Origin of the sequence: Prauserella rugosa (assembly GCF_000719975.1) — a bacterium.
GTDB classification, from domain to species: domain Bacteria; phylum Actinomycetota; class Actinomycetes; order Mycobacteriales; family Pseudonocardiaceae; genus Prauserella; species Prauserella rugosa.
Genome location: NZ_JOIJ01000030.1, coordinates 1 through 25,933, shown reverse-complemented (window position 1 = coordinate 25,933; position 25,933 = coordinate 1). Strand labels below are relative to the sequence as shown.

Here is a 25,933-nt window from a genome sequence, read left to right as displayed (position 1 = left end):
GCGTCAGTACGTGGTCTCGACCGATGAGGCGTTCGCGTTGACCGAGGACGGCGAAGTGCTGCGCGACCCGACCACCGGCAACGTCGTGACACCCCCGACCATCGGCGAATAGCAGCCGTCCGAACGGCCCATCGGGCCGTTCCCCCGATTCTGTCGGTCCTCGGCCGTACCGTCTGGGCATGACCTTCGCCAACGTCGGCACGCTCGGTGCCGCACCAGGACGGCGCGACGACCTCGTCGCACACCTCACCCGTCGCAGCGACGCGCTCAGCCGCGCAGGCTGCCTGCTCTACGAGGTGGGCATCGGCGACGAACCCGACACCGTGTACGTCATGGAACTGTGGACCAGCGCCGAGGCGCACCAGGCCTCCCTGCAGCTGCCGGAGGTGCGGGACTCCATCGCCCAGGCCCGCCCGATGCTGTCCGGCGCCACCGGCGGTTTCCGTTTCCAGGTCGTCGGTTCGCCGCTGCGCGATCCCGCGTAGCACGCCGCACACCGGCCTCGGCCGCGCCCTGACACCAGCCGGCACGGCCGGCGATGGAAGGCTGGCCCACCGCAAGCATCGACGGCCCCGACACCACGGGCCGGAATTCGGGGGCGAACCAGAGTGACCGGCGTCGACGACGAACGCCCGCGCCGCGACGCGGGCGTCCCCGTCGTGTGCTCAGCCTGCGGCGGCGACGGATACACCGCACAACCACAACTCACCGTCCTCGACGGCATCCCCCAGACCGGCGTCGCGGCCGCCCCGTGCACCTGGTGCGGCCGCACCGGACGTCGCCGCGGAATCCACGCCCACGACTGACCGCAGCTCACCCCGGCCGGCGTAACCGCTCCAGTCCCCGGACCGCATCGCCGAACAACAGCGACAACACACCCTCGTCCCGCTGATTGTCCGCACCCACCTCGCCGATCAACCGTGCTGCAGGAAAACCCCCGCAAACCCACGTCCGTCGGCCGACCAGCCGCGATCAGCGTGTACACCTCACGGACCGGATACGTGTGCACCGCCGCGACCCGATCGGCCACCCCGGCCAACTCCGCCGCCAGCTCGGCCACCACGGCCCACTCCCGCACCGCCACCTCGACCCACCCGGCGTACGACGCGTCCGCGGGCCACTCCCACAGCACCCCCGGCGAGGCCATCGCCTCCTGCTCGTACCGCGGCAGCGGTTCGACCCGCACCCGCAACACCCCAGGGACCCGGCTCCACGCCCCGGCCACATCGACGATCGCCCCGTGGACATCCGCCGGCTCCACCGCCGGCCGCGCGACGACACACACCGCGAACGTCGGCACCCGCGGTGCGCCCTGCACCACCGGCTCCCCGAGCCGGTCGACCAGCGTGCGACCCGCACCGCCGGCCACCAGCAACGCACCGATCCGTCCGACGAAGTTCCGCGCATCGTCCGGAATCGCGCGGCGCGGAAGCGGATGCTCCCCGAACGCGCGCAGATCGTCCTCCGAGGTGGGCCCGGCGCAGGTGGATACGGCGCAGGTGGAGAATTCCGCCGCGCTCGCGCTGACCTCGTTCTGCTGGTGGCGTGCCGATCTGCCGCGTGAGGTGTGCGAGGCGTACTGGCGGGACGTGCACGGTCCGATGTTCGCCAGGGTGGCCGGCTTGTGGCAGTACCGACAGCTGCGTCTGGCTGCGAATCGGGCCGATCTGTGGCCGTCGGTGCCGGGACTGTCGTTCGACGTGCCCGTGGCCGCTCAGCCGCAGGGCATTCCGCACGGGTTGTTCGTGCGCCGGGTCCACCTCTGCCGGGTCCACGTTCGCCCGAGCCGCATCGCTCACGGCCGTGAGTGTGACACCGCGGCCGAGGCCTGCGGTACCGCTGCGGTCCACAGAGTGGACGTACCCGGAACCCACCGCGATTGTCTGTGATCATCGGGCGGTGGGCTGGGAACCACTGGCCGTCGGTTTCGCCGCCGGTCTGCTGATCGCCGTCGTCACCGCACCCGTCGGAGTGTCGGGCGCGGTGTTCCTGCTGCCCGTCCAACTCGACGTGCTGCGCGTCCCCAGTCCCGCCGTGACCCCGACGAACCTGCTGTTCAACGTCGTGTCGGGGCCCGGCGCACTGCTGCGGTACCGCGCGCAGGGCCAACGGCCGGGCGTGCTCACCCGCACGATGCTGTGGGGCGCGGTGCCCGGCGTGCTCGTCGGCGCACTCGTACGCGTGTACCTCGTGCCGGACGCACGCACGTTCCGTCTCGTCGCGGCTGCGGTGCTCCTGCCCATCGGGCTCTGGCTGATCTGGCGGGCGGTGCGGGGGAGTCGTGTGCCCGGCGGTGCGTCTCCGTCGCGGCGGTTCGTCGTCGTGACCGGACTCGCCGTGGGCGTGGTCGGTGGTGTCTACGGCATCGGCGGCGGATCCGTCCTCGCACCCATCCTCGTCGCCCGCGGTCTTCCCGTCGCCGCCGTCGCACCCGCCGCGCTGGCCTCCACGTTCGTCACCTCGATCGTCGGCGCACTCGCATTCGGCGTCCTCGCCCTGCGCGCCGACGGCGCCGTGGCCCCCGAATGGGCACTCGGCCTGGTTTGCGGTCTCGGCGGGCTCATCGGCGGCTACCTCGGAGCACGCTGGTCACGCGCCCTGCCCGACCGCGCGCTGACCGTCCTGCTCGGCGTCGCCGCCACCGCGCTGGCGATGCTGTACGGCAGCCAGGGCCTGGCGGGAGGCGAACCGTGATCGTCCGCTGCGCGGGCACATCGGACACCTCGGGCACCTCGGGCACCTCGGACACCTGGACACCAGGGACACCCGCGACACCTCGGACGCCCGGGTGCCTCCGAACGGGCGCACCCGAGCCTCGGCTTTTCGCCGCGCACACGGCCCGGTCGAAACCACCCAATTCTCCGCAGCCGGTTACCGAGGGTTCCGCCAGTTACGCCCGAAAGGTGCGGACCGGCGACCATGATCACCGGTTCGGGTGGTCCGGACATCCACACAGGCGCTTTACATGGTGGAGCGCTGCGATGCCGCCGAACGGGGCATGGTTCACTTGTCGCGCCAGCGCAGACCGTGGCGTCCCGGAACGCAGCGTGAGGTCGATCTTGGCGTGTGAGTGAGGCCATCCGCACACTAGGAAAACCGGGTCCCCGGGGTTAATCCTGGAAGCCGGAACCACGAAGATGGAGGACGGACGAGCAGTGGCGATTCCGCCCGCGACGGTTACCCACGGTGGACGGTACCTGTGGAACAACTGTGCCCCAGCGGGTCTTTGACCGCCACACGTCGTCACGCCATGATGTTGTCCGAACACGGGAAGTGCTGGACCACCTCGCGCGGTGCGGACCATCCGCACCGGCACCACACTCCAGGCACTCGGGAGTAAGCGATGACCACGATGACGCTTGCGGCACTGGCGCAAGGCGAGCTCAACACCGGTGGAGTCCGGAACTGGCTCCTCGACAACATTGTTCCGCTGGTGCTGCTCGCCGTCGCACTGCTGCTGCTCTGGCTGGGCGGCGGCAAGGGCGACAACGCCGGCGTGATGCGCAGGCTCGGGGGCGTCGTGATCGCCCTCGCGCTCATCGGTCTCGCCGTCAGTGGGCTCGGTGTCGATGTCGGCGAGTGGCTCGCCGGCCTCTTCACGGGCTGATCCGGGGCTCGCCGACGTGCGTATTCGTACCGACGACGAGATCTATCGTGTCGACGCCGTCTGGCTCGGCCCGCCGAAGGCGACGTTCCCGTGGCGCGCCCGATATGTCGCCTGGGGCGTCGGCATTCCGCTGTTCCTGGTGATCCTCGGCATCGAGCGCCAACTCGGCATCGGGTTCGGGTTCTTCAGTACCGCATGGGCGTTCGTGCTCGCCATCGCACTCACGCGCCTGATCACCGCGAAGATCAGTCACGAACGTCCGCTGTCGGCCGTGTTCGCCATGTGGCTGCGCGAGCTGCAGACCCCGCGTGAGCAACCCCGCCCCACCGGCGGGGCGGCCAGCGCCAGCAAGATCAAGGTGCGCGCCGAGCGTCCCCTCCCGAAGAACAAACGGAGGGCACACGCCTCGTCCGCGTACGGTGCCACCACCGGACCGGCCGCGGGGGACCGCGCACGGCCGGTTCGGACCAACCGGACGGCACCGCCGCAGGGATATCCGGCGGCAGACAGCACAGCACGAGCGCACCGGCGCTCCGGCCGCATTCCGGCCGGGCAGGCGCCGGTCGGGAGGTAGGCCTTGTTCGGTCGCGACCGCAGCGGCACCAGCAAGAACGCCGCACAGCCGGCTCCGTCGAAGAAGACCGACGGCCGGGGCCGCAGACTGCCCGGAGAACAGGCGATCCCCACCTACACGCCGTCCATCGCCGCGCGCTCGATCGACGGGCACCTGCTGCGCACCGGCAACGAGGTCTACGCCTGGTACCGCCTCGCGCCGCAGCGCTGGTCGTTCCGTTCCGACTCGCAACGCCGCGACCTCATCGCCGCGATCGCGGGTCAGTACGCCGAACTGCAGGGCAGATGGATGCACCTGCGCGTGACGACCCGCCCTTACCCGATCCGCATGTGGGCCGAGGCCCACGTGCACAACGCCCACGACCGTCCCGCCGACGTACCGGGCGCGCAGTCGTTCGACGACTACCTGGTGGGCGAGCAGCAACAGCTGATGGGCCGTTCGATGGCCGAGAAGGAGGTCTACCTCGGGGTGCAGGTCCAGACCCGCAGGGTGATGGACCGCGCCGTCGAACGCGCCGCCCCGTTGCTGCGCAAGATCCTTCCCGAGGCCGTCGACGCCGAACTGACCGCGCTCGACTCCGAGGTCGAGCACCTGGACGGGGTCATCGGATCGTCCGGCCTCGAGGGCAGGCCGGTGCGCGCCGACGAGATGTCGTGGCTGATGCACCGCTCGTGCTCGCTGGGCCTGCCCGCCCCGCGCACGATGCCCGCCGTGCCGACGTCCACGTGGGAACCCGAGGACCTGGCGAGCTTCACCGACGCCGCCGACTTCCACGCCGAGCCGTACGCCCCGACCGTCACGGTCCGCGGGCGCACCGGGTCCAACGCGGGCGTCAAACGGCACGTCGCGGTGCTGACCGTCGGGCAGATGCACGGCCTGCAGATCCCCGAGGTCGACGACCCGTGGGTGCAGCACGCCGACCGCCTGCCCGCGCCCGTGGAGTGGTCGGCCCGCATCTACGTGCGCAGGCCCGAGGAGGTCGCGGGCGAACTGCAGCGGCAGATGAACAAGGTGCGTTCGCAGGTCAAGCACTACACCGACGAGCACGAGCTCGAACCGCCGCAGTCGCTCGCTCGGCAGGCGTCCCGGGTGCTCGAGGTCGACGACGAGATGACCTCCGGGTTCACCGCGCTCGCCACCCGTGTGCGTTCCTGGTGGCGGCTGTCGGTGGCCGGCAACACCGAACGGGAGGCACTCAAGCTCGCCCAGCAGCTGCTCGACCTCTACAAGCCGAAGGTCGCCCTCGAGCACCCCGAGGCGCAGTACGCGCTGGCCCGCGAGTTCATCCCCGGCGAACCACTGGCGTCCGGGGCGTACCTGCGCCGCGGATCGGTGGTCTGGGCCGCCTCGTCGGTGCCCACGGCGACGGCCGAGGTCGGCGACCGCCGCGGCATCCTGCTCGGCGAGACGTGCACCGCCACCCGGCGGCCCGTCGCGTGGGATCCGTGGATGGCTCAGGAGATCCGGGACGGATCGGGCCTGACGTCGATCGTCGCCGGCCTCGGTGGCGGCAAGTCGTTCCTCGGCGGCGGGATCGTCTACAAGACACTCCGCGCGGGCGCGCACTGGACGATCCTCGACCCGTCGGGACCGCTGTCCCGGCTGTGCGAACTGCCGGAACTGCGGCCGTATGCGCGGCCCATCAACCTGCTCAACGCCCAGCCCGGCATCCTCAATCCGTACCGGGTTGTCGCCGAACCACAGCTCGAGCACTTCCTGGACGAGGAGGATCCGGAACGCTCGTGGCGCCGGGAACGCGCGCTCGCGGGCGCGACCCGGCGGCGCCTCGTGCTCGACGTCCTCACCGGCGTGCTGCCGTACGACGTCGCCCGAATGCCCCAGACCCGCATCGTGCTGCTGCGCGCCGTGCGCATGGTCGGCGGCCGCTACGACGCCGACCCCGGCCAGGTCATCGACGCGCTGCGCCGCGACTCCAGCGAGCACCACGACCACGCCGTCGTCGTCGCGGACTTCCTCGACGAGCTGCGCGAGCGCATGTCGCTGCTGATCCCCGAGGCCGACGCCGACCCGTACACCGACCAGCGCGACGACCGCCTCACCGTGCTGACGATGGCCGGGTTGACGCTGCCGAAGGAGGGCGTCGGCCGCGAGCACTGGACCGACGCCGAGGCGCTCGGTGTCGAGATGCTCAACCTCGCCGCCTGGCTGACCGCACGGTCGGTGTACGACAAGCCCAAGGCCGCACGGAAGGGCGTGTGGATCGACGAGGCGTTCTTCCTGTCCGAGGTGCCGACGGGCCGGGTGCTGATGAACCGGTTCGCCCGTGACTCGCGAAAGTGGAACGTGCGAGTGCTGTTGTCCTCGCAGATTCCGGCCGACTTCCTGAAGATCCAGGGTTTCGTGGCGCTGCTCGACTCGGTCTTCGTCGGCAGGCTCGACGACGACGAGGCACAGGCCGACGCGCTCCGGCTGCTCAAGGTGCCGGTGGGCGTGGGCTACGAGCAGGTCGTGTCGGCACTCGGACGTCGTCCGGGCGCGCAGCGCGAGGTCGAACGCGACCGCGAACCGCGGCAGTTCATCTTCGGCGACGGTGCGGGCGGCGTGGAGCGTATCCGCGTCGACTTCTCGGGCCCGCACCTCGAGCAGCTGCGCGACGCCCTCGACACCACGCCGGGCTCGGTGCCCGACCGGCAGGCACCGCCTGCCCCGCAGCAGACCTCCGACGAGCCCTACCGCGTGCCCGAGCCGCCCGAGGACGACGTCGAGGAGGACCTCGAACTGGCCGCCGAACTGGAGGTCGGCCTCACCGAGGACCAGGTGCTGTCCGGCAGCGGTTTCGAGGATGCACCCCAGGAGTTCGACGAGTTCGACCTCGACCCCGGTGACAGGGACCCCGGCGACAGGGACCCCGGTGACGGGGACAGCGGCTCGAACGGTTCGAACGGTTCCGGCGGTCAGAACACCGACGGGCGCGGTGGCTCCGACAGCTCGGTCGGCTCCGGCGGCAGGCAGGAACCCGCCCGAGCGGGCGGCCGCGGCAAGAACGGCACCGGCAGGGATGCCGCATGACCATCGTGACGGTTCTCGTCGCCCTGGCGTGCGCGTGGGCGTGGCACCGCGTGCGCACCCGCCGCCGGGATCCGGGCGGCGCCGTCCTGCGGCGCCGCTACCCGGCGATGGTCGCCGTCATCGCCGTGCTGACGTTCCAGTCCGTGCTGGGCGCGCCCGCCATGGCGCAGGACTCCGGGTGCGAGGCCCCCAACCCCGAACGGCCCGGTTCGGGCATGGTCGGCGCGCTCGATCCGCCGACGGGTCAGGGCGAGGGCGGCAGCACCTACATCGACTACGGCTACGCGGGCATGGTGTGGCACGTCCACGACTGCGAGAACGGTGCGCTCGGGATGACCGACCCGAGCACCACCGTCGACACGTGGGCGGGCAACCAACTGTTCAACATCGCCAAGAACATCGTCGGCGCCACCAACTCGCTGCACTACACCGTGCTCGAGGGCGGCGTGCTCAACCCGATCTACGAGGCCGTCTCGCGCGGTGCCGAAGCGGTCTACAACAACATCTACGCCCAGCTGTTCGGCCTCGCCGCGCTGCTGCTGGCGATCTTCCTGTTCCGCAACATCTGGCGCGGCGACCTGTCCACGGTCAGCAAGCGCGCGCTGTTCGCCATCGGCGGCGTGTGGCTGGCCGCGTCGTCGCTGGCGCTGCTGCGCTACTACGACGACATCGACCGCGCGATCGTGCAGACCACCACGAACATCCAGGCCGGGTTCGTCGACGAGACCGAGGACCGCGTGGTCCGGCACGTCCTGCCGACCGACCTGCACACCAACGTGGTCTACGAGAACTGGTTGCGCGGTGAGTTCGGCTCGCCCGACTCGCCAGAGGCCGAGGAACACGGCCGCGACCTGCTCGACGCGCAGGCGTTCACGTGGCAGCAGATGCGCGACGGCGACGACGGCGACGAGGCCGTCATCAACGAGAAGAAGGGCGAGTTCAACCGCATCGCGGGCGAACTCGGCACGTCCAGCGGGTACTTCACCGGCGAGGACGGCAGCCGCACCGGTGCGGGATTCCTGTCGCTGGCGCAGAGCCTGGCGTACTCGCTGTTCCAGCTGTTCGCCAAGGCGGCCGTGCTCCTGGCGCAGATCCTCGTGCGCCTGTTCACGCTCACCGCTCCACTGATCGGCCTGATCGCGGTGCTGCACCACGACGTGCTGCGCCGCGTGGGCAAGGTCGTCGGCGGGGTGGCGTTCAACCTGCTCGTGCTGTCGGTGCTCGCCGGGATCCACGCGCTCGTGCTCCAGGCGATCTTCAACGCGGGCTCGGCGCTGTCGATGCTGACCCAGATGGTGCTGGCCGGGCTCGTCACCATCCTGCTGTTCCTGGTCGGACGGCCGGCGCGGCGGCTGTGGCAGATGGTCGAGATGTCGGTCAGCATGGTCGGCTCGGCCGTGCCTGCGCAGGGCGGCGGGCTGTTCTCGCGGTTCCGCAAGAAGTCCACCGAACCGACCCCGCAGGACGAGTTCTGGCAGAACGTCAAGAACGACGACGAGTCGCAGGGCGGCGCCGCCACCCGCGGCGCCGGTACCGGGGGCCGGTTCCGTCCCGAGGCGGCCGTCGTGGCGAACGCCGAACGGCTCGACGGCCCTCCGACGGGCGCGCACCCCGCGTCGCACTGGCCGGGCACTCCGCAGCGGATCGGGGGCGCACCGCAGGGTCTGCCCGCGGGCGGTGGCGCCGCCGCGACCGCGTTCGGCGTGCAGCCGCCGAACCGTGCGCCCGGTGACCAGCAGCCCGTGGTCGTGCCCAGCAGGCGCGTGGACACCGCTCCGGTGAGCGATCGGGGGCTGGACCGCGCCGACGATCCGGACCCGTTCGTGGTGCCCTCGCGCATGCAGCCCCAGGCCGACACCTTCCGGACGACCGCGGCGGGTGGTCCCGCGCCTGCCGCCGTGCCTGCGCCTGCGCCCGCCGCCGCTCCCGAGCCGCCCCGTGCGGCGCAGGAGATGGTCGCCGGCAAACCCGTGTACGTGCTGTACCGGCCGTCGAGGGGCCTCGAGGTGCGCCCCGACGACGTCCGCGACACCGACCGTGCGGTGCGGTAGGGGCACGGCATGCCGATTCGCACCAACCGCGGCCGCGCGGCCGTCTACCGACGTCTCTGGGGCTGGCCCATGCGCTCGCCCTCGCACCTCGCGGGCACGGTCATCGTCGTCGTGGCGCTCATCGTCTCGATCGGCATCATCGTCCCGCGGCTGACCGCGGACGACCGTGGACCTGCGGCCGCACCCGTCGAGTCCAGCAGCCGGTCCTATCACGACGGAGGCGGTGCCGGCGGCGATGCGTCCGACAGCGAGGTAGCCACGACGCGGCTGACCGCACCGCGCGAGACGCCCACCGAGGCGCCCGCCGATCCGCAGGCCCTGCGCGTGGCCGAGAACTGGGCCAAGGCGTGGGTCGACCACGAGAAGGGCACGAAGGTCGACCAGTGGCTCGAAGGGCTCCGCCCGTACACCACGGCGGAGTTCCTGCCGGTGATGCGCAGCGTGAACCCGGACAACATCCCGGCGACGAAGGTCGAGGGCAAGGCCGAGGCGGGCGAGTCCTACACCCGGTCGGTCGAGGCCGTGGTCTCCACCGACGGGCCCGACCTGTCGGTCACCGTGATCAAGACCGATTCGGGCTGGCGAGTCTCCAACTACGACCAGGTGGGGTAGGCCGTGCGCGCGGGACTGCTCTTCGGGTGCGTGACGGCCGCCGTGCTCACGGTGGTGCTGGCGGTCGGCATGATCACGATCATCGACGGCTCGCAGCAGCAGGCCATGGGCGTCACCGACCTGTCGTGCGACGCCGCGCTCGGCCCGACGCAGCCAGGGCAACAGGGCCAGGGCGCCACCGACGCGCAGGCGCTGGAACAGGAGCAGCGCGAGATCGTCTCGCTGATCATCAAGATCGGCAAGGAACGCGAGATGTCGCCGCGCGCCTGGCAGATCGCGATCCAGGCCGGCATGACCGAATCGGGACTGCGCAACCTCACCTACGGCGACCGCGACTCGCTGGGCATCTTCCAGATGCGCCCCTCGATGGGCTGGGGCACGCCGGAACAGGTGACGAACCCGCCGTACCAGGTCAACAAGTTCTACGACGTTCTCGAAGAGGTCCCGGACTGGCAGAACATGCGTCCGGGCGAGGCCGCGCAGGCCGTCGAACGTTCGGCGTTCCCCGACCGGTACCACGAGTGGGAGCCGATGGCCGTCCACCTCGTGCAGAACGTCGGGGAGATCCAGAACGCCAGCGGCTGCGGCGAGAACGACGGCGTGATGCTCGCCGCCAACACCAAGGCCGGCCGCGCCATCGAGTTCGCCATGGGGGAGCGCGGCAAGCCGTACGTGTGGGGGGCGACCGGACCGGACTCCTACGACTGTTCGGGGCTGATGTTGCGGGCCTACGAGGCCGCGGGTATCACCCTTCCGCGGGTCTCCCGTGACCAGTACAAGGCGGGCGCGATGCTGCCCGTCGAGCAGGCTCAGCCCGGTGACCTGCTGTTCTGGGCGTACGACCCGGCGGATCCGAGCACGATCCATCACGTGGCGATGTATCTCGGGGACGGCAAGATGGTCGAGGCGCAGCAGACCGGCGTGCCGGTGCACGTCCGGGACGTGTCGTGGGACGAAGCCGAACTCGTGGCGCAGGCCGTCCGGCCTGGCGTGTGAGTGCAGGGAGGGCGAACGTGGCGAAGAAGTGGGGCAAACGCGGCAAGGGTGGTGGCCGCGCGGGAACGCAGGTCGACCCGTTCGCGATGCAGGCGCGCCCGCCGGCACCGCGCAGTGCGCCGCCCGCGTCGAGCACGCCGTTGGCCGACTATCTGCAGCGCGACCATCCCGGCGTGACCGACGGCTACGTCGTACTGCCGCGGGCGCTCGTCGAGGACATGCCGTTGCCGTGGCAGCAGCAGCTCGTCGGCCTGCTGTCGCAGTTCCACAACGGGCACGCCCGCCTGGACTGGCCCTCCTACCGGGTCGTGCCGTCCCGCCCGGAACGACTCGTGGACCTCGACGAGGAACAGCTGGCCGAGGTCGGCTACCTCGTGGAGATCGACGCCGACGGGGAGATGGTCTACCGCGAGCGCAGCGGCCGGAAGGTCGAGGATCCCGACTCGGTCACGGTGCTCGTGTCGTGCCTGGACCCGGTGGTGCGCAACTCCCGCAGGCAGGAACGGCCCTCCGTGCCCGAACAGGGCAGGGCGGCGCCGATGAACATCGGCCCGCAGCCGGTCTGGCGGACCCCGCCGACCGGGTTCTCCCGCCCCGGTGCCGCGGCGACGCCGGCCGGCCAGTCGACGCCCGCCGCACCGGCATCGGCGACACCGGCACAGGCAGGACCTGCGCAGACCGGGCCTGCGCACGCTGCCCCGGGGCAGGTCGGTTCCGGACAGCCGGGTCAGCCGGAGACCGGACAGGCTCCGGCCGCACAGCCACCGGTGGGTCCCGCACAGCCGGGGCCCGCCACCCCGACGTCGTCCGGTTCGATGCCTGCCGTGCCGCCCCCGCCCGCACCGGCAACACCTGCCTCCGGGACGCCGGCACCCGGAACTCCCGCGGCACCGTCCGCACCAGCGCAGCCCGCGGCGGGCCAGTCCCCCTCGGCTGCACAGCCAACCACGACACAGCCAACCACGGCGCAGCCAACCACGACACAGCCAACCACGGCGCAGGCCCCAGCGGCCCAGCCCTCAGCGGGTCAGGTGCCGGCGGTGCCCCCGGGGCAGTCGACGGGACCGGCTGTGCCTGCACCTGCAGACGCGAACCCGACGGAGACCGCGGACAGCCGAGCGGCTCGGGCAGAACGGGACTGGTTCGACGAGATGCCCGCCGACACCGGTGCCGATACCGACGCCGCCCGGTCCGAATACGCCGGCGCCCCGGGCGAGAACCCGCTGGCCGAGAACCCGGTGCGAACGGGCGGGACACCCGACGGTGACGGGCACGACGACCCCGGAATCACCGGAGAAACCGGACCCACCGGACCCACTGGAGCCACCGAAACCCCCGAAGCCATCGAGGGCACGGAAGGTGAGGTCTCGTTCGGGCCGACGGGTGAGGAGCCCACGGAGATCCCGTACCGCTTCCGCCGGTGACGCACCGCGTGGCACGCTCGGGGTATGCGTAAGCGCAACAAGGACGCCAACCCGCCGTCGGGCTGGTGGTACAACACCCGCACCGGCGAGGTGGAGCACGGCGAGGTGTCGCGGTCGATCGACCTGCTCGGGCCGTACCCGGACGAGGCGACGGCCCGGCAGGCCCTCGAGATCGCGCGGTCCCGCACCGAGGAGGCCGACGCCGCCGACGCCGAATGGAACGACGACACGGCCGAGCGGCGAGACGCGCAGGACCGGGACTGAGGATCCGCGGGTGTGCGGCCGGGAGTCGTCACTCGCGGCCGCACACCCGCTGGTGCGTCCCTAGACGCGTGCGGGCGGTCCGGGCACGAAGTCCGGGTCCACCTGTGCGGCCAGTTCGGAACCGGCCCACGCGTTGGCGTTGCGCAGATGCAGCTCGACCGCCTGCGCCTGGTACGCCGACCAATCCCGCTCCACGGCATCCACAGTGGACTTCATCGTCGCGAGCGTGGCGAGGTTGTCCGGTTCCAGATCGCCGATCGGGCGGTGCCTGCCCCGCTCGGCGGCGCGGACGTGTCGCGATGTCGACATCCAGCCTAGCAGGTCGTCGCCGATCTCCTCGCGCAGGAACTCGACGTCCTCGTCGTCGGCGACCTTGTTGCCCACCACGGCGAGGCGTACGTCGAAGTCGCGCGCGTAGTCGGTGTACTGGCGGTACACACCCACACTGCGCATCGTCGGCTCGCACACCAAAAACGTGACGTCGAACCGGGTGAACAGTCCCGAGGCGAACGCGTCCGCCCCCGCGGTCATGTCGACGACGACGTATTCGCCGGTCTCGTCCACGAGGTGGTTGAGCAGCAGCTCGGCGGCCCCGGTCTTCGAGTGGTAGCACGCGACGCCGAGGTCGTCGTCGCTGAACCGCCCCGTCACGGCGACGCGGGCGCCGCCGACCTCGCGCACGCACGCGTCGGTGATCGGGTTGTCCTCCCTCGGCGACATGAGCCGGGAGCCGCGTCCGGGAGGCGTGGTCTTGATCATCGCCTCGGCGCTGGGGATGCGGGGGTTGTCCCCGCGCAGGTAGTCCTTGATCAGTGGCAGGTTGTCCCCGAGTGTCGGCAACGACTCCGCGTCCTCGGGGGTGGCGCCGAGAGCGACGGCCAGGTGCTGGTTGATGTCCGCGTCGATGGCGAGTACGGGTGCGCCCGAACCGGCCAGGTACGACGTGAACAGACCGCTCAACGTCGTCTTGCCGCTGCCACCCTTGCCGACGAAGGCGACCTTCATGGCTGACCCCTCTTGGAAGTGGTTTTCATTATTATGGGGGAACCGTACCGAGGCGCGCGGTTACCCGATCGGGTCGGGGTGCGCGACCATGGGCGGATGCCGACGTATACCGATGACCTCGGCGAAGAGGTCGCCCTGTCCGGATCACCGCGCCGAGTGGTGTCCTTGGTCCCGGCGTTGACCGAGGCCGTCGAACACACCGCGTCCGGGGTGATCGCGGGCGCCACCGACTACTGCACGCATCCGCCCGAGCTCGACGCCGTGCGGGTCGGCGGGTCGAAGTATCCGAACGTCGACGCCGTGCTCGAACTGCGCCCGGATCTGGTGCTCGCCAACTCGGAGGAGAACAGGCCAGAGGACGTGCGCAGGCTGCGCGGAGAAGGCGTGCCGGTATGGGTCATGGCCGCGCCCGCGACGGTGCCCGATGCGTTGGCGTCACTGCGTTCGCTGTTGACCGGACCGTTCGAAGTGGACGCCCCGGCATGGCTGACCGACGCCGAGGCCCGATGGACGGATGAGCCGCCCGCGCCGCGGGCCCATGCCGTGGTGCCGGTGTGGCGCAAGCCGTGGGTCGTGCTCGGCAGGGACACCTTCGGCGGCGACGTCCTGCGGCGGCTCGGCGTCGCCGTGGTGTACGCCGACCACGAGGACCGGTATCCCCGGCCGCCGATCGACGAGCTCAGGGCACTGTTCACCGACGGAACGGCGGACCTGCTCGTGCTGCCCGACGAACCGTACGAGTTCACCGACGACGACGGCCCGCAGTTCTTCCCGGCGCCGCGCTACGTGCTGGTGTCCGGTCGCTACCTGACCTGGTACGGACCGTCCCTCGTGGACGCTCACCGCGAACTGTCGAAGGTGCTGCCCGTCAGACACGACCTGGGTCGCGTCTGACAATCCCGTCGCCTGCTGCGCGGGGCCAGCGCGGCCCCTCGCTGCGTTGTCGGAAAGCCCGAGTACGACCCGGTACGAGGGCTTCCCTCCGCCTTGCGAGGGGGCCACGCTGACCCCCGCTCGCGACGGCGGAGGATTATCAGCCACGACCTAGTCGAAGGTGTGCTCGGCGGCGGGGAACCGGCCCCCGCGGACCTCCTCGGCGAACGCCTGTGCCGCCCTGGTCAGCTCGCCCGCGACGTCGCCGTAGCGTTTGACGAACCGGGGCGCGCCGCCCTGGCGCAGGCCGGCCATGTCCTGCCACACGAGCACCTGGGCGTCGCAGTGCGGTCCCGCACCGATGCCGACCGTGGGGACGGCCAGTTTCCCCGTGACGAGCTTGGCCGCCTCGCCGGGCACCATCTCCATGACGACCGCGAACGCGCCTGCCTCCTGGAGTGCCAGCGCATCCTCGAGCAGGGCGACCCCGGCGTCCCCGCGTCCCTGCACCCGGTATCCACCGAGGTTGTGTTCGGACTGGGGGGTGAATCCGATGTGGCCCATCACGGGAACGCCGGCCGCGGTGATGGCTTCCACGTGGGCTGCGAACCGCCTGCCGCCCTCGAGTTTGACCGCGTGTGCGCGTCCCTCCTTCATGAACCGCACCGCCGTCTCGACGGCCTGCTCCACCGAGACCTGGTACGAGCCGAACGGCAGGTCGGCGACGACGAGCGCGTGCGTCGCCGCACCGGTCACCGCGCGCACCAGTGGCATGAGCTCGTCGACCGTCACCGGCAGGGACGTGTCGTAACCGAACACGTTGTTGGCGGCCGAGTCGCCGACGAGCAGCACGGGAATGCCCGCCTCGTCGAACAGCTGCGCCGTGTACATGTCGTAGGCCGTGAGCATGGGCCACGGCTCGCCGCGTTCCTTCATCGCGCGCAGGTGCGGGATACGGACCTTCTTGCGGGTGGGCGCCGTGCCGGAGCCGTACGGTGCGGCCGTCTCCGCCGCAGCGGGCGGGGCAGAAGACGCTGGAGAAGACGCGGCAGAGTGCACTGCTGCTGAATCGGACATCGCTGTCGAACCGTCCTTCCCTCGAGGCCCGTCACGGGTCCCCGGGTCGTGGATCGTTACGCCTCGAGCGTGGCAGGGCGCGGGACACGCCAGGAAGCCGGTGCGAGCAGCTTCACAGGCCGTTCGACACGTGTAATCGCATGATCACGCTGTGTGCGACACCATTTCGGGTTTCGGTTCGGCCGATAGCGTGATAGGTAGTTCGCTATGCTGCCGGAGCTCCGCGGTCCCTCGACGCTCGTCGTGGTGCGCAGAGCGGGGGTTTCCCTGCTGGTCATCGGGATCGTCGGCCAACTCGGCTGGCTGGCGGAACTCGTGCTGACCACCCACGTGTCGCCATTGCACACCGTGATCTCCGGCCTCGCGGCGCCGGGTGAACCCTACGCAGTCGTGTTTCGCACGATGGAGGTCGCGTCGGGGGTGGCGTTCGTGCTGTCCGTGCCGCCGATGCTGCGTCTCGCGCCGGTGCAACGCCGTGCCCGGCTGACCATTCTCATGGTGGGCTTACTCGGCGTGGCCTACGTGCTGCGGGGTGCGTTCCCCATCGAATGCGTGCACGACGGATCGGGAGTGTGCACGCCGGATCCGGCGCTGACGCCGGGCGGTTACATCAACTTCGCGGCCTCGATGCTCGTCAGCCTGCTGTGCGCGGCCGGGCCCATCGGGCTGTTGCTGTGGTGGTACGGCCGATGGACGGTCGCGCCGATGACCGGCATCGTCGTTGGGACGCTGTCCTGGATCGTGCTGGTGCTCGACGGGTTGCTCGGGCCGGGCATCTTCGCCGGTCTCGCCTCCCGCGCCCAGATGGTCGGTGCGAGCATCGTGCTGGGCGCGGGCGCGGTGTACCTCGCACGGACGGCACGCGTGGGGTAGACCATCGGCCCGAGCGTCAGGTGCGAGCACCGCGGTGCCGTCTAGAAGAGCGTCGGCTCGGTGAGGTGGACGCCTTCGGCCGCGAGGATGCGTTCCTTCGTGGCGAGTCCGCCCGCGGCCGAGAACCCGCCCGGTTTGCCGCCCGCGGCCACGATGCGGTGACACGGCACGATCGGCGCGAACGGATTGGCCCCGAGCGCGCCGCCGACCGCCCGCGCCGCACCCGGTTCGCCGAGACGCAGGGCGAGTTCGCCGTAGGTCACGGTCGTGCCCCGCGGGATCTCCCGGGCCAGTGCGTAGACGCGTGCGGCGAAGGCGGGAACCCCGGACAGGTCGAGCCGAATCGTCGACAGGTCGACATCCTCGCCGGCGAGAGAGGCGGTGATCGCCTCGATCGCCGTGCGGACGAACGCGGGTGCCGCGGCCGGTTCGTGCACCGGGGCGCCGGGCAACCGGTCGCGCAGCCGATCGAGCGTGGCGTCCACGCCGCCCTCGGGCAGCTGGCACCCCACGATCACATCAGACTCGCCGTGCCAGGCGATACCGCAGTGGCCGACCGCGGTCGGGAAGACCGCGAGGCCGTCCGGGCTCACGGCCGTCTCCTTCGGCCGGGCGCCCGGCGCGGCTCGTCGCGGGCCGTCATCGGTCAGTGGGTCTCGCGCCAGAGGTTCGTCATGGGCAGTCGCCGGTCGCGGCCGAATGCCTTGAACGTGATCTTCGTGCCCGGCGGGTACTGCCTGCGCTTGTACTCGGCCCTGTCGACCATGCGCACGACCTTGTCGATCACCTCGGCGTCGAACCCGGCCGCCAACAGGTCTGCGTAGCCGCGGTCGCCCTCGATGTAGTCGTCGAGGATGTCGTCGAGCAGTGCGTAGTCCGGCAGCGAGTCGGTGTCGACCTGTCCGGGACGCAGTTCGGCCGACGGGGGCTTGGAGATCGAGTTCTCCGGGATCGGCGGCGTCTCCCCGCGTTTGGTGGCCTCGGCGTTGCGCCACCGGGCCAGTGCCCACACGTGCGTCTTGAACACGTCCTTGATCGGGGCGAAACCGCCGACCGCGTCGCCGTAGATCGTCGAGTACCCGACGGCCAGTTCGGTCTTGTTGCCGGTCGCCAGCACCAGGTGCCCGTCCAGATTGGACAAGGCCATCAACAGCATGCCGCGCACTCGGGCCTGGATGTTTTCCTCCGCCAGTCCGTGCAGCGAGAGCTGATCCACGTAGACCTTCACCATGTCGGCGACCGGTTCCACCCGGAAATGGCAGCCCAACCTCTCGGCGAGGTCGGCGGCGTCCGATTTGGAGTGCTCGGACGAGTACACCGACGGCATCGCGACGCCGTACACCGCCTCCGGCCCGAGCGCGTCGACCGCCAGCGCGGCCACCAGCGCCGAGTCGATGCCGCCGGACAGTCCGAGCAGGACCGAGCCGAAGCCGTTCTTGGCGACGTAGTCGCGCAGGCCGACCACGAGTGCCGACCACACCTCGGCCTCGTCCGAGAGCGGCTCACTGATCACGGGGCCGTCGAGCGAGGGGCCCGGCTCGGCCGGCGCGTCGCTCAGGGCGCGGCGCCGCACCGTCAGACCGGCGAACTCGCCCTCGGCGGCGGAACCACCGGCCGCGACCTCGACGTCGGTGATCAGCAGGTGCTCGGTGAACTGTGGTGCGCGGGCCAGCAGTGTGCCGTCGGCGCCGACGATCATCGAGTCGCCGTCGAACACGAGGTCGTCCTGTCCGCCGACCCAGTTCGTGTAGACCACCGGAGCGCCCGCCTCCCGCGCCCGCGAGGCCACCAGCGGCAACCGGACGTCGTCCTTGGCCCGCTCGTACGGTGAGGCGTTCGGCGCGACGACGAGGTCGACGCCCGCCTGCCCCAGTGCGGCGACGGGACCGCCGTCCTGCCACAGGTCCTCGCAGATCACCATGCCGACGTCCACCCCGTGCACGCGCACCACGTCGAGTTCGGTACCCGGCTTGAAGTTGCGGCGCTCGTCGAACACGCCGTAGTTCGGCAGGTGGTGCTTGTACTGGGTGGCCACGACCTCGCCGTTCCACAGCGCGGCCGCCGCGTTCCGCGGGCCGACCTCGTCCTGGTCGAGGTAGCCGATGTAGGTCAGGACCTCACCGCAGCCCGCCTCGGCGAGCCTGCGGGCCACGACGTCGACCTGTTCCCGGGACGCGCGGGCGAACGTCTCGCGCAGCGCCAGGTCCTCGACCGGGTACCCGGTGAGCGTCATCTCCGGGAACACGACCACGTGGGCGCCCGACTCGGCGGCGGCGCGGGTCTGTTCGACGACGCGGTCGGCGTTGCCCGAGAGGTCGCCGACGGTCGTGTTGATCTGGGCCAGTGCGATGCGCAGGTGCGGCATACGGCCATTGTCGCGCACCCACGTGCCCGCGGGTGCGCGACCGGCGCGGATCACGACCGTTTCTTGCGCAACATCCCGCGGACCTTCTTGAGCGCCTGCTCGGCGTCCGAGTCGAACGGGTTGTCCTGCACCAGGTACGTCCACGTCGAGGTCGGCCTGCGCACGCCCGCCGCGGCGAGGTCCAGTCCGTCGGCGGTGATGTCGGCCTCGGCCAGCGTCTTCCTCGAGCGCTTCTCGGCCTCCCCGCGGATCTTGTGGAACTCGGGGATCGCCGCGCGGTGGAACTCGTCGAGCGGCTGTTCCCTGGCCATCGCGCGCAGGTGGATCGTCTCGCGCACGTTGTTGAGGAACGCGAGGTGATCGGCCCAGAGCTGGTCGAGGTGATACAGCATGATCCGCCTGCACACCGAGGTCAGTTCGGCCTCGCCGAGCTTGTCGGTGAGTTCCTCGATCCGGCTCGCGGTGAGCGTGGCCGGCCGCGCGGGCTCGGCCTTCGTGGCGGCCTCGGACTCGGACTCGGTCTCGGACTCGATCTCGTCCATGCCGTAGCCGGGGGAGTTGTCGCCGGTCGCAGTGGCGTCGGCGTCCTCGGAATCCGTGATGTCCCCGGCTTCCTCGGCTTCTTTGGCGTCCTCGGCGGCGTCGGAGTTCTTAGGGTCCTTGGCGTTCTTGCGGCCCTTGCCGGCCCTGCCCGCCTCGTCGCCGGTCTGGCCGGAGTCCTCGGGAACGAGCAGCAGGTCCTTCGCCGCGTCGGTGCGCAGCACCTCGTCGCGCCAGGTCAGCAGCTCGGAGCGCTGGTGCTCGATCAGCCGCGTGTACCGCCACGTGTTGCGGTGGATCTCCAGGTCGACGCCCTCGGCGACGCGCTGGGCGTGGTTGATCTGCCGCTGCGCGGCCGGGTCGGTGACCTCGCCGGTCTCCTCGTCGGCCGCGATCCCCTCGGGCACGTCGGGGGCGTTGGCGAGCACCAGTTCGTCGTTCAGGCTCGCGAAGAACACGGAACTGCCCGGGTCGCCCTGCCGGCCCGCCCGTCCGCGCAGCTGATCGTCGAGCCGGCTGCTCGGGTACCGCGCGGTGCCGATGACGTGCAGTCCACCCAGTTCGGCGACCCGCTCCCGGTCGGACCCGTCGGCGCCGCCGAGCCGGATGTCGGTGCCGCGTCCTGCCATCTGTGTCGACACCGTGATGCGTTCGTAGGTGCCGGCCTCGGCGATGATCGCGGCCTCCTCGGCGTCGTTGCGCGCGTTGAGCACGACGCACGGCAGCCCGGCCTTCTCCAGTTTCTCGGCCAGCTCCTCGGATTCGGCCACGTCCTGGGTGCCGACGAGGATCGGCCGCCCGGTCTCGTGGACCTCCTCGATCTCCTTCACGATGGCGCGCAGCTTGTTGTTCGGCGCCGCGAAGATGCGGTCCGGGCTGTCGGAGCGCACGTTCGGCGTGTTCGGCGGGATCACCGCGACCTCGAGCTCGTAGAACTCGCGCAGTTGTTCGGCGACGGCCACCGCGGTGCCCGTCATGCCCGCCACCTGCGGATAGCGCGCGATGAGTGCCTGCACGGTGATCGAGTCGAGGATCTCGCCGCGGTCGGAGGGCGGCAGCTGCTCCTTGGCCTCGACGGCGGCCTGCAGACCGTCGGGCCAGCGCTGCAGTTCGGCGACCCGTCCGCGCGAGGAGTTGATCAGCTGGACCTTGCCGTCCCGCACCAGGTAGTCGACGTCGCGGGTGAGCAGGGCGTGGGCGTGCAGTGCCACGTTGACCGCGGCGAGGCGGTCGGCGCCGTCCTCGGCGTACAGGTCGATGCCGCCCAGCGCCTTCTCGACGATCGAGGCGCCCGCCGTGGTCAGCCACGCGTTGCGGCCGTCGGGGTCGGTCTCGTAGTGCAGGCCCACCCGGAGCCTGCGGACGATGTTGGCGACCTCCATGTCGGCGACCCCCGCGTCGACCGAGCCCGCCATGACGAGCGGCACGCGTGCCTCGTCGACGAGCACCGAGTCGGCCTCGTCGACGATCGCGACCTCCGGCTCCGGCTGGGCCGCCTCGTCGGCGTCGGTGACCAGGCGGTCGCGCAGGACGTCGAAGCCGATCTCGCTGACCGCTCCGTAGCAGACCTCGGCCGCGTAGGCCTCGCGTCGCTCGGCTGCTTCGAGCGCGGGCTCGACCCAGCCGACCGACACGCCCAGCAGGTCGTAGACCGGGCGCATCCACTCGGCGTCGCGGCGGGCGAGGTAGTCGTTGACCGAGATGACGTGCACGCGCTTGCCCTGCAACGCGTACCCGGCCGCGGCGAGCGCGCCCGCGAGCGTCTTGCCCTCACCGGTCTGCATCTGCACGACGTGTCCGGTCAGCAGCCCCATCGTGCCGAGCAGCTGCACGTCGAAGGCCCGCTCGTCGAGTCCGCGCCGCGCGGCCTCCCTGCCGAGGGCACACACCTCGACGAGCTGGTCGTCGCCGAGGCCCTTGTCGGCCAGCTGCGTACGCAGTGCGGTGGCGGTTTCGGTGAGCTCGGCGTCGTCGAGCTTCTCCAGTTCCGGCTCGCGCTTCTCGATCCGCGGCAGGAGCGCCTCGTACCGCGTCAGCTCCACGCTCGCCGGGCGCTGGATGATCCTGCGCAACCGTTTGCTCACCCGGCTCATCAACGCCACGCGTGGTCTCCCATCTCGTCCTCGTCCTGCGATGGCACGATCACCCTGTGCCTTCCGTTGAACGCTACCTGGCTCTCGCCACCTGTGTACTCGCCTTGGGCGGGTTGACGACCGCCTGCTCCTCGGACGAATCCGACCGCAGCGGGCCCGTCGGACCCGTTCCCGACGGGCTGGACCGGTTCTACGCGCAGTCCCTCGACTGGGGCGAGTGCGACCCGTACGCGACGACGGACATGTCGCGGTCGCTGTTCGGTGGCGACGGGCTGGAGTGCGCGCGGCTGACGGTGCCGCTGAACTACGACGAGCCCGACGGCACCACCATCACCGTCGGACTGCTGCGGCACCAGGCGGAGGACGAGGACAACCGCGTCGGTTCGCTGGTGATCAACCCCGGTGGTCCGGGGGCGTCCGGAATGCTCAACGCGGCGTCGATGGCGGGCCAGGTCGCCGACACGGCGATCGGCCAGCGCTTCGACCTCGTCGGGTTCGACCCGCGCGGTGTGGGGGCGAGCGAACCGGCCGTCGAATGCCTCACCCCCGACGAACGCGACGCCGACCGCGCCGATGACGCCGAGTACGACGGCAGCCCGCAGGGCGTGCGGCAGGCCGAACGCGAGGAACGCGAGTTCGCCGACAAGTGCGCGCAGCGCACCGACCACGGCAAGGAGATGCTCGCCCACCTCGGCACCCGCGACGTCGTCAAGGACATGGACGTGCTCCGCTCGGCGCTCGGTGACCGCAAGCTCAGCTATCTCGGCTACTCGTACGGAACGCGTATCGGCTACACCTACGCCGAACAGTTCCCGCGCAACGTGCGCGCTCTCGTGCTGGACGGTGCACTCGACCCGGAGGAGGACTCGGTCGAGTCGCTGGTCTCGCAGGGGGAGGGGTTCGGTGCGTCGTTCGAGGAGTTCGCGTCGTGGTGCGCCGAGCGTGGCGACTGCCCGCTGAAGGGCGATCCGACGAAGGCCTACCAGGACCTCGTGCGTCCGCTGCTCGACGACCCCGTGGACGCCGGAGGCGGCAGGCAGCTGTCGTACGACGACGCGACCACCGGCACCATCCAGGCGCTCTACTCCGAGAACATGTGGCCGCAGCTGCGGAAGGGACTCTCCGAACTGTCCCGCGGCCAGGGGTCGACGTTGATGGGGCTGGCCGACCTCTACAACGAACGCGAGCCGTCCGGCGAGTACGCCAACACCCAGGACGCGTTCATGGCCATCCGATGTGTCGACGACCCGCCCGTCGACGACCCCGACGAGATTCGCGAGGCCCAGAGCCGTTACGCCGAGGTGGCGCCGTTCCTCGACCCGGGCACCGAGCCGTCGTCGGCGCGGGACGCCTGCGCGTTCTGGCCCGTGGACAACACCTCCGAGCCGCACCTGCCGAACGTCGACGACGTGCCGCCCGCACTCGTCATCTCGACCACCAACGACCCCGCGACGCCGTACCAGGCGGGCGTGCGGCTGGCGAAGGCGATGAACGGAAGGCTGCTGACCTTCGAGGGCAACCAGCACACGGTGTTCCTGCAGGGCAACGGCTGCGTCGACGACGCGGGGGCGGACTACCTCATCGACGGCACGCTGCCGCCGGAGGGCAAACGCTGCAGCGGCTGACGCGTCGGCGCTCCGTGCCGCGCGTGGCTCAGCCGTCGGACGGGGTGGGTGCCGCGCTCGAGGTGGTGACCGGCTGGTTGTGCTCGGTGAGGCCGAGCTCGATCAGCACGGCACCCTCGTTCGGCGTGCGCGGGGGAACCTGGAGCCACACGCGCAGCAGCGTGCGGTCGGCGTCGTCGCTCACCCAGAACTTCGCGGCGACGTCGCCGGGCACGCCGGGCAGCAGTTCGGACATCTTGTCCTGCGGGATGCGCGCGCTGACGCGGTAGGCAGGGACGTCGTCGATGTCCTCGCGGCTCTCGGTGCTGAGGTCGGTGGCGTCGCCGAGGAGGGCACGCAGTCCTCCGTCACGGCCCAGCAGGCTGCCGGGCGTGAACCGTTCCGGGAGGGACGCCGTCGTCGTCTCGTCCTCGGAGTCGGTCAGCGTGACCTCGGTGTCTTTGGCGTCTTCGGTGTCCTGGGTGCCGGTGTCCCCGGTGCCGGTTCCTTCGGTGCCCGAGTTCGGGTCGGTGCCCGGCTCGGTGTCGCGGGCGCCTGCGGGCGGGGTGGCGCGGTCCTGGCCCATGGCGAACTCGTATTGGACGCGCTCGGTCGGCAGTTGCATGTCGACGTCGCCGAACGCGCGGCCGTCCCGCGTGGCGGCGCCCTGGAGGGAACGGATCGGGAAGCCCTCGAGCGCTCCCTGCGTACGCAGGTCGAACTGGACGCTGGTGAGGTCCTTCAGCGACGAGGAGGCGTCCCGGACGAGTGCGGATCCGGACGGTTCGTGCTCCGGCTCCTCCGGCTGGGAGGTGCATCCCGCGGTGAGCGCGAGTACTGAGGCCGTGACGATCGCAATCCGCCGGAACATGCCCAGAAGATACTGCTGCGCGGAGCGCATCCTTGTGGGGTGGTGGTCGGGCGAGGGGCTGGCCACTGCTGCGCGGAGCGCATCCTTGGGGGGTCGGGCGACGGGCCGGCCACCGTCGGCGCCGCTGTCCCTCTGTGCCGGGCAGTGTGTGCCGGATGCGTTTCGGCTCGGTGATCCGATCGGGTGGGCCGGGGTGCTCGTCTCCCGGGTGCCGGACGTGACCGTCGCCGGGACCGCCGTGGAGGTCGGCCCGCGGTTTTCGTGCATGATCACCTGGCCGGCGAGGCACCCGCAGTGCGCACGATGCGGACGCGCCGCGGTGTGGCCGCCGTCGATCGGGGTCACGTCCGGGCGCTGCACCGCAAGCCCCGAAACATCCCGTTAACACGGTCCGCATAGGGTCGCGCCCATGGATCGTCAGCAGGAGTTCGTGCTGCGCACACTCGAAGAGCGCGACATTCGTTTCGTGCGGCTCTGGTTCACCGACGTGCTCGGCTATCTCAAGTCGGTGGCGATCGCGCCCGCGGAGCTCGAGGGTGCGTTCTCCGAGGGCATCGGCTTCGACGGCTCCGCGATCGAAGGCTTCGCGCGTGTCTACGAATCGGACATGGTCGCCAAGCCCGACCCGTCGACGTTCCAGGTTCTGCCCTGGGAACAACCCGAGGGTGGGCACTATTCGGCGCGGATGTTCTGTGACATCGCGATGCCCGACGGTTCGCCGTCGTGGGCCGACCCGCGGCACGTGCTGCGGCGCCAGCTGTCCAAGGCGGGCGAGGCCGGCTTCACCTGCTACGTGCACCCGGAGATCGAGTTCTACCTCCTCCAGGGACTGCCCGAGGACGGAAGGGAGCCGACTCCCGCGGACAACGGCGGCTACTTCGACCAGGCCAGCCACGCCACGGCGACCCATTTCCGCAGGCACGCCATCGAGGCGCTCGAGGCCATGGGCATCTCCGTGGAGTTCAGCCACCACGAGGGTGCGCCGGGTCAGCAGGAGATCGACCTGCGTTACGCCGACGCCCTGACGATGGCCGACAACGTGATGACGTTCCGGTACGTGGTCAAGGAGGTCGCGCTCACGCAGGGCGTGCGTGCGACGTTCATGCCCAAGCCGTTCACGCAGTACCCGGGCTCGGGCATGCACACCCACGTGTCGCTGTTCGAGGGCGACCGCAACGCCTTCTACGACCCCGAGGACCCGTACGAGCTGTCGGAGACGGGTAAGGCCTTCGTCGCGGGACTGCTGTTCCACGCGCGCGAGATCTCCGCCGTGACGAACCAGTGGGTCAACTCGTACAAGCGGCTGATCGTGGGTGGCGAGGCGCCGACGACGGTGTCGTGGGGCCGGGCCAACCGGTCGGCGCTCGTCCGGGTCCCGATGTACTCGCCGGGCAAGGCGTCGTCGAGGCGGGTCGAGATCCGCACACTCGACTCCGCGTGCAACCCGTACCTGGCCTACTCGGTGATCCTCGCCGCCGGCCTCCGGGGCATCGAGAAGGGTTACGAGCTGCCGCCGGCGGCCGAGGACGACATCTGGGCGCTGTCCGAGACCGAGCGGAAGGCCGCCGGCTACAAGCAGCTGCCGCAGAACCTGGGGGAGGCGCTCGCCGAGATGGAGAACTCGGAGCTGCTGCCCGAGGCGCTGGGCGAGCACGTCTTCGACTTCTTCCTGCGGAATAAGCGCACCGAGTGGGACGGTTACCGCAGTGAGGTCACGCCGTACGAGCTGCGGACGCTGCTTCCGGTGCTCTGACCTGGGGATTCGCAAAAAGGGACCCCCCTTGTTCGAGGGGTCCGCGGGACGTGTAATCTTCTCTTTGTCGCCAGGGAGCGGCCGGGACGAGGCGGGGGTTGACCCCGCGAGACGGACCGGGTAGAGTTCCTGGTCGGCCCTCAAGCGGCCACAACTCAGAACGACTTCTCCTTGAGATAAGTTCCTGCGGTTGATGGCGCTCCGGGCCGGACTGGCGATACAACCAAGTGTGTGTTGTTTGAGAACTCAACAGTGTGCTTTGTAAGTTTTGTTTTGTTGTTTTGCCCCGTTTTTGGGGTTTCTTTGAGCTAGCGCGTGGCC

General features: G+C 70.6%; 22 protein-coding genes. 16 read left to right on the top strand and 6 right to left on the bottom strand.

What is annotated here, in order from left to right; translation table 11 throughout:
• Positions 1-179: 179 nt before the first annotated feature.
• The 12 genes from IF64_RS0123530 to IF64_RS0123470 all read left to right on the top strand — a co-directional run bounded on the left by IF64_RS0123530 (position 180) and on the right by IF64_RS0123470 (position 12,558).
• The gene (locus IF64_RS0123530; protein WP_030534359.1) at positions 180-485 is read left to right on the top strand and encodes a putative quinol monooxygenase; all 306 of its coding nucleotides are present in this window, start codon (positions 180-182) and stop codon (positions 483-485) included.
• A gap of 123 nt (positions 486-608) precedes the next feature.
• Positions 609-806, top strand: a complete 198-nt coding sequence (locus IF64_RS25730) for a hypothetical protein (RefSeq protein WP_036877716.1) — start codon at positions 609-611, stop codon at positions 804-806.
• A 678-nt stretch (positions 807-1,484) separates the two neighbouring features.
• Entirely contained in the window at positions 1,485-1,889 is a 405-nt protein-coding gene (locus IF64_RS26810; RefSeq protein ID WP_211252654.1) for a hypothetical protein, read from the top strand.
• 10 nt (positions 1,890-1,899) lie between these two features.
• Positions 1,900-2,694: a TSUP family transporter gene (locus IF64_RS0123510; protein WP_030534358.1), complete on the top strand. Its 795-nt coding sequence runs from the start codon at positions 1,900-1,902 to the stop codon at positions 2,692-2,694.
• 649 nt (positions 2,695-3,343) lie between these two features.
• Entirely contained in the window at positions 3,344-3,607 is a 264-nt protein-coding gene (locus IF64_RS0123505) for a hypothetical protein (RefSeq protein WP_030534357.1), read from the top strand.
• A 16-nt stretch (positions 3,608-3,623) separates the two neighbouring features.
• Positions 3,624-4,181 carry a hypothetical protein gene (locus tag IF64_RS25720; protein ID WP_051758117.1) on the top strand — a complete coding sequence of 186 codons (558 nt, stop codon included), beginning with the start codon at positions 3,624-3,626 and terminating at the stop codon, positions 4,179-4,181.
• Between the two features lie 3 nt (positions 4,182-4,184).
• On the top strand, positions 4,185-7,211 hold the full coding sequence (locus IF64_RS0123495) for an ATP-binding protein (RefSeq protein WP_030534355.1): 3,027 nt from the start codon (positions 4,185-4,187) through the stop codon (positions 7,209-7,211).
• A complete protein-coding gene (locus tag IF64_RS0123490) occupies positions 7,208-9,262 on the top strand; it encodes a hypothetical protein (protein ID WP_030534354.1) in 2,055 nt (684 codons plus the stop codon). The genes IF64_RS0123495 and IF64_RS0123490 overlap by 4 nt, the downstream gene beginning before the upstream one ends.
• Positions 9,263-9,271: 9 nt before the next feature.
• Positions 9,272-9,874 carry a hypothetical protein gene (locus IF64_RS0123485; protein WP_030534353.1) on the top strand — a complete coding sequence of 201 codons (603 nt, stop codon included), beginning with the start codon at positions 9,272-9,274 and terminating at the stop codon, positions 9,872-9,874.
• A gap of 3 nt (positions 9,875-9,877) precedes the next feature.
• A complete protein-coding gene (locus tag IF64_RS0123480) occupies positions 9,878-10,870 on the top strand; it encodes a C40 family peptidase (RefSeq protein ID WP_030534352.1) in 993 nt (330 codons plus the stop codon).
• A 17-nt stretch (positions 10,871-10,887) separates the two neighbouring features.
• Positions 10,888-12,294: a hypothetical protein gene (locus IF64_RS28170; protein ID WP_051758116.1), complete on the top strand. Its 1,407-nt coding sequence runs from the start codon at positions 10,888-10,890 to the stop codon at positions 12,292-12,294.
• Positions 12,295-12,318: 24 nt separating this feature from the next.
• Positions 12,319-12,558: a hypothetical protein gene (locus IF64_RS0123470; protein ID WP_030534350.1), complete on the top strand. Its 240-nt coding sequence runs from the start codon at positions 12,319-12,321 to the stop codon at positions 12,556-12,558.
• Positions 12,559-12,618: 60 nt separating this feature from the next.
• On the opposite strand, the gene IF64_RS0123465 is transcribed toward IF64_RS0123470, so the two are convergent.
• The gene (locus tag IF64_RS0123465; RefSeq protein ID WP_030534349.1) at positions 12,619-13,563 is read right to left on the bottom strand and encodes an ATP-binding protein; all 945 of its coding nucleotides are present in this window, start codon (positions 13,561-13,563) and stop codon (positions 12,619-12,621) included.
• A 96-nt stretch (positions 13,564-13,659) separates the two neighbouring features.
• Here IF64_RS0123465 and IF64_RS0123460 point away from each other — a divergent pair, with 96 nt between their 5' ends.
• Positions 13,660-14,457 carry a helical backbone metal receptor gene (locus IF64_RS0123460; protein ID WP_030534348.1) on the top strand — a complete coding sequence of 266 codons (798 nt, stop codon included), beginning with the start codon at positions 13,660-13,662 and terminating at the stop codon, positions 14,455-14,457.
• A gap of 150 nt (positions 14,458-14,607) precedes the next feature.
• Here IF64_RS0123460 and panB read toward each other — a convergent pair whose 3' ends face one another.
• Positions 14,608-15,513, bottom strand: coding sequence for a 3-methyl-2-oxobutanoate hydroxymethyltransferase (gene panB, locus IF64_RS0123455; protein WP_084706064.1), 906 nt, complete (start codon positions 15,511-15,513; stop codon positions 14,608-14,610).
• Positions 15,514-15,720: 207 nt separating this feature from the next.
• Here panB and IF64_RS0123450 point away from each other — a divergent pair, with 207 nt between their 5' ends.
• On the top strand, positions 15,721-16,386 hold the full coding sequence (locus tag IF64_RS0123450) for a DUF998 domain-containing protein (protein WP_036877712.1): 666 nt from the start codon (positions 15,721-15,723) through the stop codon (positions 16,384-16,386).
• Positions 16,387-16,427: 41 nt separating this feature from the next.
• Here IF64_RS0123450 and IF64_RS0123445 read toward each other — a convergent pair whose 3' ends face one another.
• From IF64_RS0123445 to secA2, 3 genes are read right to left on the bottom strand one after another with little or no spacing between them, the layout of a single operon-like run.
• Positions 16,428-16,979, bottom strand: a complete 552-nt coding sequence (locus IF64_RS0123445; RefSeq protein ID WP_030534345.1) for a methylated-DNA--[protein]-cysteine S-methyltransferase — start codon at positions 16,977-16,979, stop codon at positions 16,428-16,430.
• Positions 16,980-17,032: 53 nt separating this feature from the next.
• Complete coding sequence (locus IF64_RS0123440; RefSeq protein WP_030534344.1) at positions 17,033-18,751, bottom strand: NAD+ synthase; 1,719 nt, start codon at positions 18,749-18,751, stop codon at positions 17,033-17,035.
• A gap of 50 nt (positions 18,752-18,801) precedes the next feature.
• Positions 18,802-21,393: an accessory Sec system translocase SecA2 gene (gene secA2, locus IF64_RS0123435; protein ID WP_084706063.1), complete on the bottom strand. Its 2,592-nt coding sequence runs from the start codon at positions 21,391-21,393 to the stop codon at positions 18,802-18,804.
• 47 nt (positions 21,394-21,440) lie between these two features.
• On the opposite strand from secA2, the gene IF64_RS0123430 reads away from it, so the two are divergent.
• Positions 21,441-23,009 (top strand): alpha/beta hydrolase, encoded by a 1,569-nt coding sequence (locus IF64_RS0123430; protein ID WP_030534342.1) that lies wholly within the window; start codon positions 21,441-21,443, stop codon positions 23,007-23,009.
• Between the two features lie 28 nt (positions 23,010-23,037).
• Here the strand turns inward: IF64_RS0123430 and IF64_RS25710 are convergent, their stop codons facing one another.
• Entirely contained in the window at positions 23,038-23,859 is an 822-nt protein-coding gene (locus IF64_RS25710) for an LppX_LprAFG lipoprotein (RefSeq protein ID WP_051758115.1), read from the bottom strand.
• Positions 23,860-24,268: 409 nt separating this feature from the next.
• Here IF64_RS25710 and glnA point away from each other — a divergent pair, with 409 nt between their 5' ends.
• Positions 24,269-25,612: a type I glutamate--ammonia ligase gene (gene glnA, locus IF64_RS0123415; RefSeq protein ID WP_030534341.1), complete on the top strand. Its 1,344-nt coding sequence runs from the start codon at positions 24,269-24,271 to the stop codon at positions 25,610-25,612.
• The last annotated feature ends 321 nt before the right edge of the window (positions 25,613-25,933 follow it).